12 protein-coding genes are annotated in these 14,196 nt (G+C 67.4%); all 12 read left to right on the top strand.

Annotated elements, in window-relative coordinates; translation table 11 throughout:
* Nucleotides 1-3 precede the first annotated feature (3 nt).
* Complete coding sequence (locus AAHE99_RS25965; protein WP_342120821.1) at nt 4-765, top strand: XrtA-associated tyrosine autokinase; 762 nt, start codon at nt 4-6, stop codon at nt 763-765.
* On the top strand, nt 746-2,314 hold the full coding sequence (locus tag AAHE99_RS25960; protein WP_342120818.1) for a TIGR03016 family PEP-CTERM system-associated outer membrane protein: 1,569 nt from the start codon (nt 746-748) through the stop codon (nt 2,312-2,314). Before AAHE99_RS25965 ends, AAHE99_RS25960 begins: the two co-directional genes overlap by 20 nt.
* Before the next feature lie 15 nt (nt 2,315-2,329).
* Complete coding sequence (locus tag AAHE99_RS25955; RefSeq protein ID WP_342120816.1) at nt 2,330-3,370, top strand: XrtA/PEP-CTERM system-associated ATPase; 1,041 nt, start codon at nt 2,330-2,332, stop codon at nt 3,368-3,370.
* Nucleotides 3,367-4,497 (top strand): non-hydrolyzing UDP-N-acetylglucosamine 2-epimerase, encoded by a 1,131-nt coding sequence (wecB, locus tag AAHE99_RS25950; protein ID WP_342120815.1) that lies wholly within the window; start codon nt 3,367-3,369, stop codon nt 4,495-4,497. Before AAHE99_RS25955 ends, wecB begins: the two co-directional genes overlap by 4 nt.
* 2 nt (nt 4,498-4,499) lie before the next feature.
* Nucleotides 4,500-5,345, top strand: a complete 846-nt coding sequence (locus tag AAHE99_RS25945; RefSeq protein WP_342120814.1) for an XrtA system polysaccharide deacetylase — start codon at nt 4,500-4,502, stop codon at nt 5,343-5,345.
* Nucleotides 5,342-6,502: a FemAB family XrtA/PEP-CTERM system-associated protein gene (locus tag AAHE99_RS25940; protein WP_342120813.1), complete on the top strand. Its 1,161-nt coding sequence runs from the start codon at nt 5,342-5,344 to the stop codon at nt 6,500-6,502. Before AAHE99_RS25945 ends, AAHE99_RS25940 begins: the two co-directional genes overlap by 4 nt.
* Nucleotides 6,503-6,505: 3 nt before the next feature.
* Nucleotides 6,506-7,750 (top strand): TIGR03087 family PEP-CTERM/XrtA system glycosyltransferase, encoded by a 1,245-nt coding sequence (locus tag AAHE99_RS25935; RefSeq protein ID WP_342120811.1) that lies wholly within the window; start codon nt 6,506-6,508, stop codon nt 7,748-7,750.
* Nucleotides 7,747-9,297, top strand: coding sequence for an exosortase A (gene xrtA, locus AAHE99_RS25930; protein WP_342120809.1), 1,551 nt, complete (start codon nt 7,747-7,749; stop codon nt 9,295-9,297). The genes AAHE99_RS25935 and xrtA overlap by 4 nt, the downstream gene beginning before the upstream one ends.
* Before the next feature lie 9 nt (nt 9,298-9,306).
* Nucleotides 9,307-10,476 carry a TIGR03088 family PEP-CTERM/XrtA system glycosyltransferase gene (locus AAHE99_RS25925; protein ID WP_342120807.1) on the top strand — a complete coding sequence of 390 codons (1,170 nt, stop codon included), beginning with the start codon at nt 9,307-9,309 and terminating at the stop codon, nt 10,474-10,476.
* Complete coding sequence (locus AAHE99_RS25920) at nt 10,464-12,359, top strand: XrtA/PEP-CTERM system amidotransferase (RefSeq protein WP_342120805.1); 1,896 nt, start codon at nt 10,464-10,466, stop codon at nt 12,357-12,359. The genes AAHE99_RS25925 and AAHE99_RS25920 overlap by 13 nt, the downstream gene beginning before the upstream one ends.
* A gap of 2 nt (nt 12,360-12,361) precedes the next feature.
* The gene (locus tag AAHE99_RS25915; RefSeq protein WP_342120820.1) at nt 12,362-13,576 is read left to right on the top strand and encodes a TIGR04063 family PEP-CTERM/XrtA system glycosyltransferase; all 1,215 of its coding nucleotides are present in this window, start codon (nt 12,362-12,364) and stop codon (nt 13,574-13,576) included.
* Nucleotides 13,573-14,196: glycosyltransferase (locus AAHE99_RS25910; RefSeq protein WP_342120804.1), on the top strand; the 624-nt coding region annotated here is incomplete at its 3' end. The genes AAHE99_RS25915 and AAHE99_RS25910, both read left to right, overlap by 4 nt.

Raw genomic sequence — 14,196 nt, 5'->3', positions numbered from 1 at the left:
ACCCTGACCCCGGTTGCGCCGGGCGACAGCCGCAACCGCACCACCCACACGGTCGAGCTGGACCTGGCCCGCATGCATGAAGTCGGCCTGGTGACGGCCGCCGGCGGCCGCACCGCGCTGGTGGAAGACTTCCGTATCATCAAGCGCCCGCTGATCAAGCGCGCCTTCGGCGCCCGCAAGCCGGGCGACAACCCCGGCAACCTGATCATGATCACCAGTTCGCTGCCGGGCGAAGGCAAGACCTTCTGCTCGATCAACCTGGCGATGAGCATTGCCATGGAACTGGACCATACTGTGCTGCTGGTCGATGCCGACGTGGCGCGCCCGTCGGTGCTGCGCACCCTGGGCGTGCCGGCCCAGCGCGGCCTGATGGACATCCTGCTGGACGAGAATGTCGACATGGCCGACGTCATGCTGCGCACCAACGTCAACACCCTGTCGATCCTGCCGGCCGGCACCAGCTCGCCGCGCGCCACCGAGCTGCTGGCGTCGCACATGATGAAGAACCTGGTCAACGAGATCGCGAACCGCTATCCGGACCGTATCGTGATCTTCGATTCGCCGCCGCTGCTGCTGACTTCCGAGTCGCATGTGCTGGCCACGAATATGGGCCAGATCGTGCTGGTGGTGGAGTCCGAGCGCACCACCCAGCACGCGGTCAAGGAATCGCTGCGCCAGTTGGAAGGCTTGAGCAACGTCAACCTGATCTACAACAAGTCGCGCGAGTTCCCAGGCACCGAAACCTATGATTACCACTATGGTTAAACGCGGCGGCCTCGCCCTGCTGCCGCTGGCAGCGGGCCTGTGCGCAGCGTTCCCGGCCCAGGCCGCGTGGGACTTCACGCCGGTGGCCGGCGCCCGCGCCACCTGGTCGGACAACCTCACGCTGCAGTCCGATGCCCTGGCCGAGAGCGGCTATGTGATGGAGGTGACGCCCGGCTTTTCGCTGGCCAACCATTCGCAGCGTTTCGATCTCAGGCTCGATTACGCCCTGCGGCTGTACAAGACTTCCGCCGCGCGCAGCAACGGCGCCCAGAATCGCAGCCAGGACCTGGGCGGCGCACTGAAGTCGCGCCTGGTCGATGAGTTGCTGTATTTCGATGCCCGCGCCGATATCCACCAGCAGGCGGTATCGGCCTTCGGCCCGCTGGCCAGCGGCACCGATTACCTGAACAACAACCGCAGCGAAGTGCGCAGCTACCACCTGAGCCCCTACCTGGTGCACCGCTTCGGCGCCTTTGCCAATGGCGAACTGCGCTATGTGCGCGATTCGGTCAGCAGCGACAACCCCGGCTTTCGCGGCAGCGATGGCAACATCCTCAGCGCGCAACTGCGGAGCGGCCCGACGTTCCGCCGCTTCGGCTGGGATGCCAGCCTGTCGCGCATGGTCAGCGACGAGGAGGTGCCGGTGGCCGGCGGCCGCAACGAACGGCAGACCACCAGTTCCAAAGGCGCCAACCTGGGCCTGCGCTACGTCGCCTCGCCACAGCTGAACCTGGGCGTGTATGGCGGCTACGACGATTACGATTTCAGCGGCTTGGGCGGCAGCCAGTCCGGCGCCGCCTACGGCGCCAGCCTGGAGTGGGTGCCGTCGGCGCGCACCGCGCTCAGGGCCTCGGCGGGACACCGTTTCTATGGCCCCAGCTATAGCATGGACCTGACGCACCGCAGCCGCGGCACGGTGTGGAAGCTGCTGTACAGCGATGCCGTCAGCAGCTCGCGCAGCCAGTTCAGCCTGCCGCAGGCGATCGATACCGCGGCCATGCTGGACAACCTGTTCCGGGCCCAGATCAGCGACCCGCTGCTGCGCGCGGCCGCGGTGCAAGCCTATATGCAGTCGACCGGCCTGCCGTCGTCGCTGGCGGTGCCGGTCAACTTCCTCAGCAACCGCTATTCGCTGCAGAAGCAGCTCAACGCGACTGTCATCTGGCAGCTGGCGCGCACCACCACGACCTTCAGCCTGATGCGCATGCGGCGCGAGATGCTGTCCAAGCAGCAGTCGGACAGCGTGCTGCTGGGCAGCAGCTTGCTGGCGCTGAACGACAACACCGACCAGGTGAGCGCCATGGCCAACGTCAGCTACCGGCTGGGTCCGCAAACCGTGGCCAACCTGATGGCCACGGCCTTCAATATTGAATCGTTGAGTACCGGGCAGCGCAACCAGCGCCGCGACCTGCGCTTTAACCTGTCGCGCAGCTTCGGCGGCCGCCTCAGCGGCACGCTGGAGTTGCGCCACGTGAAGGGAGCCAGCGGCGCGGGCGGCCCGCAATTCGCGGAAAATGCCGTCACCGTTGGGCTGACGTCGAAATTCTGAGCCGTAAGGTAAACCATGTATGAGAGCTATTATGGGCTGAGCGACAAGCCCTTCCGCCTGCGGCCCGACCCGCATTTCTTCTTCGGCAGCAAGGGCCACAAGCGCGCCATGGCCTACCTGGAGTACGGCCTGTCGCAGGGCGAAGGCTTCATCGTCATCACCGGCGAGGTGGGGGCCGGCAAGACCACCCTGGTGCGCAACCTGTTCAACCATATCGAATCGGACCGCATCGTCACCTGCCACCTGGTGAATACCCACCTCGATTCGGACGATGTGCTGCGCGGCGTGGTGGGCGGCTTCGGCCTGGCCTGCGAGGACAGCGCCAGCAAGACTACCCTGCTGGGGCGCCTGGAAACCTTCCTGCGCCAGTGCGAGCAGGACAACAAGCGGGCCCTGCTGGTGGTTGACGAAGCGCAGAACCTGACGCCGAAAGTGGTGGAAGAATTGCGGATGCTGTCCAATTTCCAGACCGACGACAAATCGCTGCTGCAGACCTTCCTGCTGGGCCAGCCGGAATTCCGCGCCACCATGCACAGCCCCGGCATGTCGCAGCTGCGCCAGCGCGTGATCGCCACCTACCACCTGGGCCCGATGGACAGCGCCGAGAGCCAGGCCTATATCGAGCACCGCATGCGCACCGTGGGCTGGAGCGGCGACCCGCACCTGACGCCGGCCGCCTATGCCGCCGTGTTCGAATATACCGGCGGCATCCCGCGCAAGACCAACCATTTGATGGACCGCCTGCTGCTGATGGGCTTCCTGGAAGAGATGCATGAATTCACCGATACCGATGTGGATACGGTGATCCGCGACATCCAGCAGGAATTCCAGGCGCCGCCGGCCGAACCGTCGCCGGCCCATCCCTCCGCTGCGCCATCCAACGGTGCGGCGCAGCCGGGCTTTGAGCCGGACATGATGTTCGGCGGCCAGTATCCGGCCGTGCTGGACGAGCGCATGATGCGCGTCGAAAAATCCCTGACCTCGGTGCTGTCGATCCTGAAGAAGATCGTACGTTCGCCGTCGTCCTACAACATCCATCAGGACAGCAACGAATGAGCCCTTACCGTATCCTGTGCGTCGTGGGTGCGCGCCCGAATTTCATGAAGATGGCGCCCATCATGGCCGCCTTCGCCCAGCTCAAGCCGCAGGTGGAAGCGCTGCTGGTGCACACCGGCCAGCACTACGACGTGGCCATGAACCACCAGTATTTCGAGGCGCTCGGCATCCCCAGCCCGGACATCAACCTGGAGGTCGGTTCCGGCAGCCACGCCCAGCAGACCGCCGAAGTGATGAAGCGTTTCGAACCGGCCATGGATGAAGTGCAACCGGCCGCCGTGCTGGTGGTGGGCGACGTCAACTCCACCATCGCCTGCGCCCTGGTGGCGGCCAAGAAGGGCGTGCCGGTGATCCACGTGGAAGCGGGCCTGCGCAGTTTCGACCGCGCCATGCCGGAGGAAATCAACCGCGTGCTGACCGACCAGCTGTCGGACCTGTTGTTCACCACCGAGGAAAGCGGCGCCGCCAACCTGGCGAAAGAGGGTATCGGCGCCGAACGCGTGCACTTCGTCGGCAACGTCATGATCGACACCCTGCGCGCCAACCTGGCGCGCGCCATCCCGGCGGCGCAGATCGCGGCCGGCCATGGCCGTCCCGACTTCAAGGCCGGCAAGGGCGAATACGCGGTGCTGACCCTGCACCGCCCGTCCAATGTGGACGACCAGGCCGTGCTGCAGGGCCTGCTGGAAACCGCAGCGAAGATCAGCGCGCAGACCCCGGTGATCTTCCCGGTCCACCCGCGCACCCGCGCCACCATCGAGAAGTTCGGCCTGAGCCACCTGCTGGACCGCCCGGAAGTGCTGCTGCTGCCGCCGATGGGCTACCACGAGATGCTGGGCCTGATGCAGGATGCGCGCGTGGTGCTGACCGACTCCGGCGGCATCCAGGAAGAGACCACGGCCCTCGGCACGCCGTGCATCACCCTGCGCAACAACACCGAGCGCCCGATCACGGTCGAGGAAGGCACCAACACCATCGCCGGCAACGACCCGGCGCACATCCTGGCGGCGTACCAGGCGCTGCTGGGCGGCGCCGGCAAGTCGGGCCGCATCCCGCACTACTGGGATGGCCGCGCCGCCGAGCGCATCGCCGCCATCGTGCTGGACTGGCTGAAAGCGCGGGGCTGAGCATGGAGCAGCCGGTGCGCAATGCGATGACCATCGACGTGGAAGACTACTTCCAGGTATCGGCCTTCGCCCCGCACATCAGCCGCGACAGCTGGCCGCAGCGCGAGTGCCGGGTGGAAGCCAATATCGACCGCATCCTGGGCATCCTGGCGGCCGGCCAGGCGCAGGGCACCTTCTTCACGCTGGGCTGGATCGCCGAGCGCTATCCGGCCATGGTGCGCCGCATCGTCGACGCCGGCCACGAACTGGCCAGCCACGGCTACGGCCACCTGCGCGCCTCGGACCAGACGCGCGAACAGTTCATGGACGATATCTCCAGCAGCAAGAAAATCCTGGAAGACATCGGCGGCCAGGCGGTGCTGGGCTACCGCGCGCCCAGCTTCTCGATCGGCCCCGGCAACCTGTGGGCGCTGGATGTGCTGCAGGAAGCCGGCTACCGCTATTCGTCCTCGATCTACCCGATCGCGCATGACCATTACGGCATGCCCGATGCCCCGCGCTTTGCCTTCCACCCGAATGGCGCCAATGGCTTGCTGGAGGTGCCGATCACCACGGTGCGCATCGGCCAGCGCAACCTGCCGGCCGGCGGCGGCGGCTACTTCCGCCTGCTGCCGTACGCCGTGTCGCGCGGCCTGATGCGGCGCGTGAACCAGGAAGATCGCCAGCCGGCGATCTTCTACTGCCATCCATGGGAGCTGGACCCGGGCCAGCCGCGCATGCAGGGCGTGGGGCTGAAGACGCGTTTCCGCCATTACGTCAACCTGGGCCGCATGGAAGCGCGCGTGCGCGCGCTGACGCGCGATTTTGCGTGGGACCGCATGGACCGTATTTTCCTGGGACAGCAATGACCTCGATTATCGAAGCCGCAGCCGAACGGCGCGCCGCGCGCGCGCGGGCCGAGGCGGAAACGGCGACGGCGCTGGCTGTCGCTGCCGCGCCCGACCCGGCGCCTGCGGCTGCGCCGCAGCCGCTGGTGCAACTGCTCGGCAGCGGCGCCGAAGAACGCGCGCGCTGGGACGCCTTCGTGCAGGCATGCCCGCAAGCGACCTTCTTCCACCGCGCCGGCTGGCAGACCGTATTGGAGCAGTGCTACGGCAAGCAGACCTGGTTCTTCTACGTGGAAGAGGGCGGCGCCATCACCGGCGTGCTGCCGCTGGCCATGATGCAGAGCCGCATGTTCGGCCACTACCTGGCTTCGACCCCGTTCTGCGTGTACGGCGGCGTAGCCGCCAGCACCGAGGCCGCGCGCAGGCTGCTGGACCAGGCGGCCGAAGAACTGGCCGCCGCGCTCGGCGTCGGCCACCTGGAATACCGCAACTACGCGCCGGCCCACCCGGACCATCCGAAGTGGCAAGGCAAGGACCTGTACTACACCTTCCGCAAGGCCATCAGCGGCGACGACGAAGAGAATATGAACGCCATCCCGCGCAAGCAGCGCGCGATGGTGCGCAAGGGCATCAAGCTGAATCTGGAAGGCGAAGTGGACGACAACGTCGACCGCTTCTTCACCTGCTACGCCACCAGCGTGCATCGTCTCGGCACGCCGGTCTTCGCGAAGAAGTATTTCGCCATGCTGAAGCAAGTGTTCCAGGACGACTGCGAAGTGCGCGTCATCACCCAGGACGGCCGGCTGGTGGCGGGTGTGCTGAGCTTCTTCTTCCGCGACGAGGTGCTGCCGTACTACGGCGGCGGCATGGACATCGCGCGCGAGGTGGCCGGCAATGACTTCATGTACTGGAACCTGATGCAGGCCGCGGCCGCCAAGGGCTGCCGCGTATTCGATTTCGGCCGCAGCAAGAAGGGCACCGGCGCCTTCGACTTCAAGAAGAACTGGGGCTTCACCGCCCAGCCCCTGCCCTACGAGTACCAGCTGTTCGCCGCCGCCGAGATGCCGGACGTGAACCCGCTGAACCCGAAATTCCAGCTGTTCATCAAAGTGTGGAAAATGCTGCCGCTGCCGCTGGCCAATGCGCTCGGCCCACACATCGTCAAGCACCTGGGGTAAACCGTGGACGACCTGCTGCTGCTGGTGCATCGCATGCCCTATCCGCCGAACAAGGGCGACAAGATCCGCTCCTGGCACCTGCTCAAGCACCTGGCGCAGCGCTACCGCGTGCACCTGGCCACCTTCGTCGACGACGAAGACGACTGGCAGCACGTGCCGGCGGTGCAGGCGGTATGCGCCAGCAGCCATTTTGCCGCCCTGTCGCCGCGCGGCGCGCGCCTGCGCAGCCTGGGCGCGGTGCTGCGCAACCGTTCGCTGTCGTTCGACTATTACCGCGATGCCGGCATGCGGCGCTGGGTCGACAGCACCATGCGCCAGCACGGCATCGGCCGCATCGTGGTGTTTTCCTCGCCGATGGCGCAATACGCCGAAGCCTGGCCGCAGGCGCGCCGCATCGTCGACTTTTGCGACGTCGACTCCGACAAATGGCGCCAGTACGCCGAGCGCAAGCCATGGCCGGCCAGCGCGGTATTCGGCTATGAAGCGAGCCGCCTGCTGCGCTACGAGCGCCATATCGCCGCCACCTGCGACGCGGCGCTGTTCGTCTCGGCGCCGGAAGCGGAGCTGTTCTGCCGCCTGGCGCCGGACAGCGCGGCGCGCACCGGCTGGTTCAGCAACGGCGTCGATACCGCCTACTTCGCGCCGGGCCGCTACGACAATCCCTACGCCGCCGGCGACAAGGCGCTGGTGTTCTGCGGCGCCATGGATTACTGGCCCAACGTCGACGCCGTGCAATGGTTCGCCAGCGAAGTGCTGCCGGCGCTACGCGCGCGCGATCCGCAGTTGCGCTTTGTGATCGTGGGCGCGCGCCCGGCGCCGGAAGTGCAGGCGCTGGCGGCGCAGCCGGGCATTACCGTCACCGGCACGGTGCCGGACGTGCGGCCCTATGTGGCGCATGCGGCGCTGTCGGTGGCGCCGCTGCGGGTGGCGCGCGGCATCCAGAACAAGGTGCTGGAAGCGATGGCGATGGCCAAGGCGGTGCTGGTGACGCCGCAGGCGCTGGAAGGCATCGATGCCGAGGCCGGGCGCGAGCTGCTGCTGGCTGAGGATGCGCAGCAGTGGATCGCGGCCGCGCTGGCGGCGCTGGCCGGCCCGCCGGCCGTGCTGGATGCGCTGGGCCAGGCTGCCCGCGCCCGCGTGGAAGCGGCATACAGCTGGGACGCCCGCCTGGCGCCGCTGGACCGCATGATTGAAACCCCGGCTGCGCACGGCGGTGCCGCAGCCTCCGCCCTTTGGACGCCGGCATGAATACCGTACCTTCCCATGGATCGAGCACGCTGACCCCGCCGGCGCCGCAGCCGGCCGGCGCCCGCAATGCGCTGCTGGTGGCGCTCGTGATGCTGCTGCCGCTGCTGGTGTTCTACCAGACGGCGCTGTCGCTGGCCGAAATCTGGCAACGTTCGGAAACCTTTGCGCACGGCTTCCTGATCCTGCCGATCACGCTGTGGCTGGTGTGGCGCCAGCGGGCGGCGCTGCAGGAACTGCCGCTGCAGCCCTGGTGGCCGGCGCTGCTGGGACTGGCCGCCTGCGGCGGCGTCTGGCTGCTGGGCGCGCTGGTCGACGCCGGCATCGTGCGCCAGTACGCGCTGGCGGCCATGCTGCCGCTGACGGTGCTGGCGGTGCTGGGCAAGCGCATCGCACTGGCCCTGCTGTTCCCGCTGGCCTTCCTGCTGTTCGCGGTACCGGTCGGCGAGAGCCTGGTGCCGCCGCTGATCAACCTGACCGCCAATGTCACGGTCGACGCGCTGCGCCTGACCGGCATTCCGGTGCTGCGCGACGGTAATAATTTCGCGATTCCGAGCGGCAATTGGTCGGTGGTGGAAGCCTGCAGCGGCCTGCGCTACCTGATTTCCTCGGTGACCCTGGGTTGCCTGTTCGCCTACCTGAGCTATCGCAGCCCATGGCGCCGCGCCGCCTTCGCGCTGGCCTCGATCGTGGTGCCGATCGCCGCCAATGGCGCGCGCGCCTACATGATCGTGATGATGGGCCACCTGAGCGGTATGAAACTGGCGGTGGGCGCCGACCATTTGATTTATGGCTGGGTGTTCTTCGGCCTGGTGATGCTGCTGCTGTTCTGGATCGGCAGTTTCTGGCGCGAAGACCATCAGGCCCCTGACGCGCCGGCCGCGCCGCAGGCGCCGGGCGGCGCCGCGCCGCTGGACTGGCGCCGCCTGCTGGCGCCGCTGGCGGCGGTGCTGGCGGTGCTGGCGCTGTGGCCGCTGATGGCGGTGCGCGCCAGCCAGGCTGCGCCAGTGGCCCCGCCGGTAACGCTGGCGCTGGCCGGCGCGGCGCCGGCCGCCGCCGAATTCACCAGCTGGCAAGCGGAATACGCCCCGGCCAGCGGCACGCTGCGGCAAGCCTTTGCCGGCCAGCCGCCGGTGGGCTTGAACGTGTTGTACTACCGCGACCTGCCGGGCGGCGAGAAAATGATCAGTTCGACCAACCGTCTCGGCGTCGACAAGGGCGAATTCCGCGAGAACAGCGTGGCGCTGCGCGACGAGCGTGTCGGCAGCCGCACCATGGCCGTGCGCGAAGCCATGCTGGGCCGCGAAGGGCGGCGCCTGCTGGTGTGGCAGTGGTACTGGATCAACGGAAACATGACCAGCAGCAACTATGTTGGCAAATTGTTACAAGTGAAAGAAAAATTGATAACGGGCAGCGGCGATGGTGCTGTCGTGATGGTATTCTCGCCTTACGATGAAGATCCGGCCGTGGCGCGCGCTGCCATGCGCACCTTCCTGGATAGCAACCTCGCGCCCCTGGACCAGGCTTTGGCCAGCAACCGGCGCCCCTGATTTTCTGCCATGAACGACATCCCACTCATCGTCCACCTGACGTATGCGCTTGATTTTGGCGGCATGGAAAACCTGATGGTGGAGCGTATCAACCGCATGCCGGCTGAGCGCTACCGCCACGCCATTGTCTGCCTGACCCGGGTCAACCCGGAGTTCGTCAAGCGCATCAACAAGCCGGGCGTGGCGGTGCACACCCTGGGCAAGCAGCCCGGCCTGTCGCTGGCCACCCACGGCGTGCTGTGGCGCCTGCTGCGCGAGCTGCAGCCGGCCGTGTTGCACAGCTATAACTTTTCGGCCATCGAATACGCGCCGAGCGCGCTGCTGGCCGGGGTGCCGGTGCGCGTCAACGGCGCCCATGGCCGCGACCATACCGACCCGCACGGCACCAACCGCAAGCACAATTTCCTGCGCCGCCTGATGCTGCCGTTCTACGACGTGTGCTATGCCAATTCGGCCGCCATGGAGGTCTGGAACCGCGAAGTGATCGGCGTGCCGGCCGCCAAGAGCCGCATGCTGGCCAACGGCATCGACGCCGAGCGCTTCCGCGTGCGCGGCGAAGGCGAAGCGCGGCCGTATTTCAACGACGGCGAAATCGTGATCGGCACCGTGGGACGGGTGCAGGACGTGAAAGACCACGCCACCCTGGTGGACGCCTTCCTGCAGCTGCGCGAACAGCTGCCGCAGCTGCGCCAGCGCCTGCGCCTGGCCATAGTCGGCGACGGGCCGCTGCTGCAGCCGCTGCGCGACAAGGTGGCCGCCGCCGGCGCCGCCGGCGCGGTATGGCTGCCGGGCGCGCGCAACGACGTGCCCGATATCCTGCGCAGCTTCGACGTGTTTGCCATGTCCTCGATCGCCGAAGGCACGCCCGGCTCGGCGCTGGAAGCCATGGCCAGCGGCCTGCCGGTGGTGGGCACGCGCGTCGGCGGCATCCCGGAAGTGATCGACAACGGCGTCACCGGCCAGCTGGTGCCGCCCGCGAACGCGGCCGCCATGGCCGCCGCACTGAAACACTATGTGGAGGCGCCTGAGCTGGCGCGCCGCCACGGCCGGGCGGGCCGCGACCGGGTGCTGCGCAAGTACAGCATGCCGGCCATGGTGGCCGCCTACCAGGACATGTACGACAGCTTGTGCGAACGCAAGCTCAAAATCAGAAGGCCAGTACCATCATGTGCGGAATAACAGGGATCATGGATGCGCGCGGCGGGCGCGCGGTGGACGAGGCGCTGCTGCGCCGCATGAACGACACCCAGCACCATCGCGGCCCGGACGAGGGCGACACCTATATCGAACCCGGCATCGGCTTCGGCCATCGCCGCCTGTCGGTGATCGACATCGCCATGGGCCAGCAGCCGCTCGGCAACGAGGACGGCAGCGTGATGGTCTGCTACAACGGCGAAATCTACAACTACCGCGAACTGACCGCGCAGCTGAAGGCGCTGGGCCACACCTTCAAGACCAAGAGCGACACGGAAGTCATCGTGCACGCCTGGGAGCAGTGGGGCGAGGATTGCGTACACCACTTCCGCGGCATGTTCGCCATCGGCCTGTGGGACCGCAACAAGCAGGTGATGTTCCTGGCGCGCGACCGCCTGGGTGTGAAGCCGCTGTACTACGCCATGACGCCGGACGGCTGGTTCGCCTTCAGCTCGGAACTCAAGGCGCTGCGCATGCATCCTTCGTTGCCGCGCGAGATCGACCCGCAGGCGGTGGAGGATTATTTCGCCTACGGCTACGTGCCGGAGCCGAAGACCATCTACCAGGGCGCGCTCAAACTGTCGCCCGGCTTCCGCCTGACGCAGAAAGTCGGCGCGCCGCTGGCGCAGCCGCAACAGTTCTGGGACGTGCCGTTCAAGCGGCACGAGAAGATGACCGAAAGCGATGCGCAAGGCGAGCTGGTGGAGCGCCTGCGCGAAGCGGTGAAGATCCGCCTGGTGGCGGAAGTGCCGCTGGGCGCCTTCCTGTCGGGCGGCGTCGATTCTTCCGCCGTGGTGGCGATGATGGCCGGCCTCGATGAGGGGGCCGTGCATACCTGCTCGATCGCGTTCAAGGACAAGGCGTTCGACGAATCGGAATATGCGCAGCAGGTGGCGCAGCTGTACCAGACCGACCACTTCGTGGAAACCGTCGATACCGACGACTACGGCCTGCTCGACACCCTGGCCCACCTGTACGACGAACCATTCGCCGACAGTTCGGCGATCCCGACCTACCGCGTGTGCGAGCTGGCGCGCAAGCGCGTCACCGTGGCCTTGTCGGGCGACGGCGGCGACGAGAACCTGGCCGGTTATCGCCGCTACCGCTATGCGATGGCGGAGCAGAGCGTGCGCGGACGCATTCCGGAAATGCTGCGCAAGCCGGTGTTCGGCACCCTGGGCCGCGTGTATCCGAAAGCCGACTGGGCGCCGCGCGTGTTCCGCGCCAAGACCACCTTCGAAGCGCTGTCGCGCGACCTGGTGGAGGGTTACTTCCACGGCGTCTCGATCATGTCGGACGCCATGCGCGCGCGCCTGTTCTCGGACAAATTCCGCGCCGGCCTGCAAGGCTACAGCGCGATCGACGTGATGCGCGGCCACGCGGCCAAGTCGCCGACCGACGACCCGCTGTCGATGATCCAGTACCTGGACATGAAGACCTACCTGCCGGGCGACATCCTGACCAAGGTCGACCGGGCCTCGATGGCGCACGCGCTGGAAGTGCGGGTGCCGCTGCTGGACCACAAGCTGGTGGAGTGGATTTCCGGCCTGCCGCCGGAAATGAAGCTGAAAGGCAGCGAGGGCAAGTACATCTTCAAGAAGTCGCTGGAGAAGTACCTGCCGCACGACATCCTGTACCGCAAAAAGCAGGGCTTCGCCGTGCCGCTGGCGTCCTGGTTCCGCGGCCCGCTGCGCGAGCGCGTGCAGCAAGCCTTGCTGGGGCCGACCCTGGCCGATACCGGCATGTTCAACCAGGCCTTCCTGCGCGAAATCGTGGAACAGCACCTGTCCGGCCGGCGCGACTACAGCGCCCCGATCTGGACCCTGCTGATGTTTGAAGCCTTCCTGAAAAAAGAGATGCAGGCATGAGTATCCGTATCCTGCACGTGCTGGACCATTCGATCCCGCTGCACAGCGGCTATACCTTCCGCACGCGCTCCATCCTGCAGGCCCAGCGTGCGCTGGGCTGGCAGACCTTCCATATTACCGGCCCCAAGCAAGGCGCCAGCGCCGCCGCCCGCGAAACCGTGGATGGCCTGGAGTTCTACCGCACGCCCGCCTCGCGCGGCGCCCTGGCCAGGCTGCCGGTGCTGAACCAGGTGGCCGTGATCGACGCCCTGGCCGCGCGCCTGCTGGACGTGGCGAAGGAAGTGAAGCCGGACGTGCTGCACGCCCATTCGCCGGCGCTGAATGCGGTGGCTGCCCTGCGTGTGGGCAAGAAGCTGGGTATCCCGGTGGTGTATGAAATCCGCGCCTTCTGGGAGGACGCGGCGGTCGACCACGGCACCAGCAAGGAATGGGGCCTGCGCTACCGCCTGACGCGCGCCATGGAAACCTGGGCGCTGCAGCGGGTCGACGCCGCCACCACCATTTGCGAAGGTTTGCGCAGCGAGATCATCGGGCGCGGCATCCCGGCGCGCAAGATCGAGGTGATCCCGAACGCGGTCGATATCGGCGACTTCGCCGTAGGCGGCGCGCGCGACGAGCAGCTGGCCGCCTCGCTGGGACTGGAAGGCAAGACGGTGCTGGGCTTTATCGGCTCGTTCTATGCCTACGAAGGGCTGGATATCCTGCTCAACGCGCTGCCGGCCATGCTGGCCAAGCGTCCCGAGATCCGCGTGCTGCTGGTCGGCGGCGGGCCGCAGGACGCGGCGCTGCGGGAGCAGGCCAGGGCGCTCGGCATCGAGGACAAGGTGCTGTTCACCGGCCGCGTGCCGCACAGCGAAGTGCAGCGCTACTACAACCTGGTCGACGTGCTGTGCTACCCGCGCCACAAGATGCGCCTGACCGACCTGGTCACGCCTTTGAAGCCGCTGGAAGCCATGGCGCAGGGCCGCCTGATGGTGGCGTCCGACGTCGGCGGCCACAAGGAACTGATCGAAGACGGCCGCACCGGCGTGCTGTTTGCCGCCGGCGATGCCGACGCGCTGTCGAAGCAGGTGCTGGCGTTGCTGGAAGCGCCGCACAAGTGGCAGGAATTCCGCCAGCTGGGGCGCCGCTTCGTCGAACAGGAACGCAACTGGACTGCCAGCGTGGCGCGCTACCGCAACGTCTACGGCAGCATCACGGAGAAGGCGCTGGCATGAACGCGCCGCTGTATGCCACCGCACCGGCACCGGTCGCCGCCGCGCTGGAAGTGAACCACATCGCCCTGGTCGGCCCGCTGCCGCCGCCATCGGGCGGCATGGCCAACCAGGCCTTGCAGCTGGCGGGCCTGCTGCGCGAAGCCGGCGTCGCAGTCGATTTCGTGCAGACCAACGCGCCGTACCGGCCGGCCTGGGCCGGCAAGCTGCGCGGCGTGCGCGCCCTGTTCCGCTTGCTGCCCTACCTGGCCGCGCTGTGGCGCGCTGCGGGCCGCGTGCAGGTATTCCATGTGATGGCCAATTCCGGCTGGTCCTGGCACCTGTTCGCCGCGCCGGCGATCTGGATCGCCCACCTGCGCGGCACGCCCGTGGTGGTCAACTACCGGGGCGGCGAGGCCGCCAACTTCCTGCGCCAGGCCGCTGCCTGGATGCGTCCCAGCCTGCGGCGCTGCGCCGCGCTGGCGGTGCCGTCGGGTTTCCTGGCCCACGTCTTCGGCCAGCACGGCATCGATTCGGTCGTGGTGCCGAACATCATCAACCTGGAACGCTTCAGCGCTGCTGAGGGGGGGGCCGGGGGGGGGGGGCCCCCCCCCGCGCGCGGCGGCCGCGGGGGGGGGCGCGGG

The sequence above is a fragment of the Pseudoduganella sp. OTU4001 genome (genome assembly GCF_038440195.1).
In the GTDB taxonomy this organism is placed as follows: domain Bacteria; phylum Pseudomonadota; class Gammaproteobacteria; order Burkholderiales; family Burkholderiaceae_D; genus Rugamonas.
This window is presented reverse-complemented; position numbering and strand designations above follow the sequence as displayed.

Coding starts and splice junctions, on each gene's coding strand:
- AAHE99_RS25940 (WP_342120813.1), top strand. CDS start 5,342: ATGACCTCGATTATCGAAGCCGCAGCCGAACGGCGCGCCGCGCGCGCG.
- xrtA (WP_342120809.1), top strand. CDS start 7,747: ATGAATACCGTACCTTCCCATGGATCGAGCACGCTGACCCCGCCGGCG.
- AAHE99_RS25955 (WP_342120816.1), top strand. CDS start 2,330: ATGTATGAGAGCTATTATGGGCTGAGCGACAAGCCCTTCCGCCTGCGG.
- AAHE99_RS25925 (WP_342120807.1), top strand. CDS start 9,307: ATGAACGACATCCCACTCATCGTCCACCTGACGTATGCGCTTGATTTT.
- AAHE99_RS25960 (WP_342120818.1), top strand. CDS start 746: ATGATTACCACTATGGTTAAACGCGGCGGCCTCGCCCTGCTGCCGCTG.
- AAHE99_RS25920 (WP_342120805.1), top strand. CDS start 10,464: ATGTGCGGAATAACAGGGATCATGGATGCGCGCGGCGGGCGCGCGGTG.
- wecB (WP_342120815.1), top strand. CDS start 3,367: ATGAGCCCTTACCGTATCCTGTGCGTCGTGGGTGCGCGCCCGAATTTC.
- AAHE99_RS25945 (WP_342120814.1), top strand. CDS start 4,500: ATGGAGCAGCCGGTGCGCAATGCGATGACCATCGACGTGGAAGACTAC.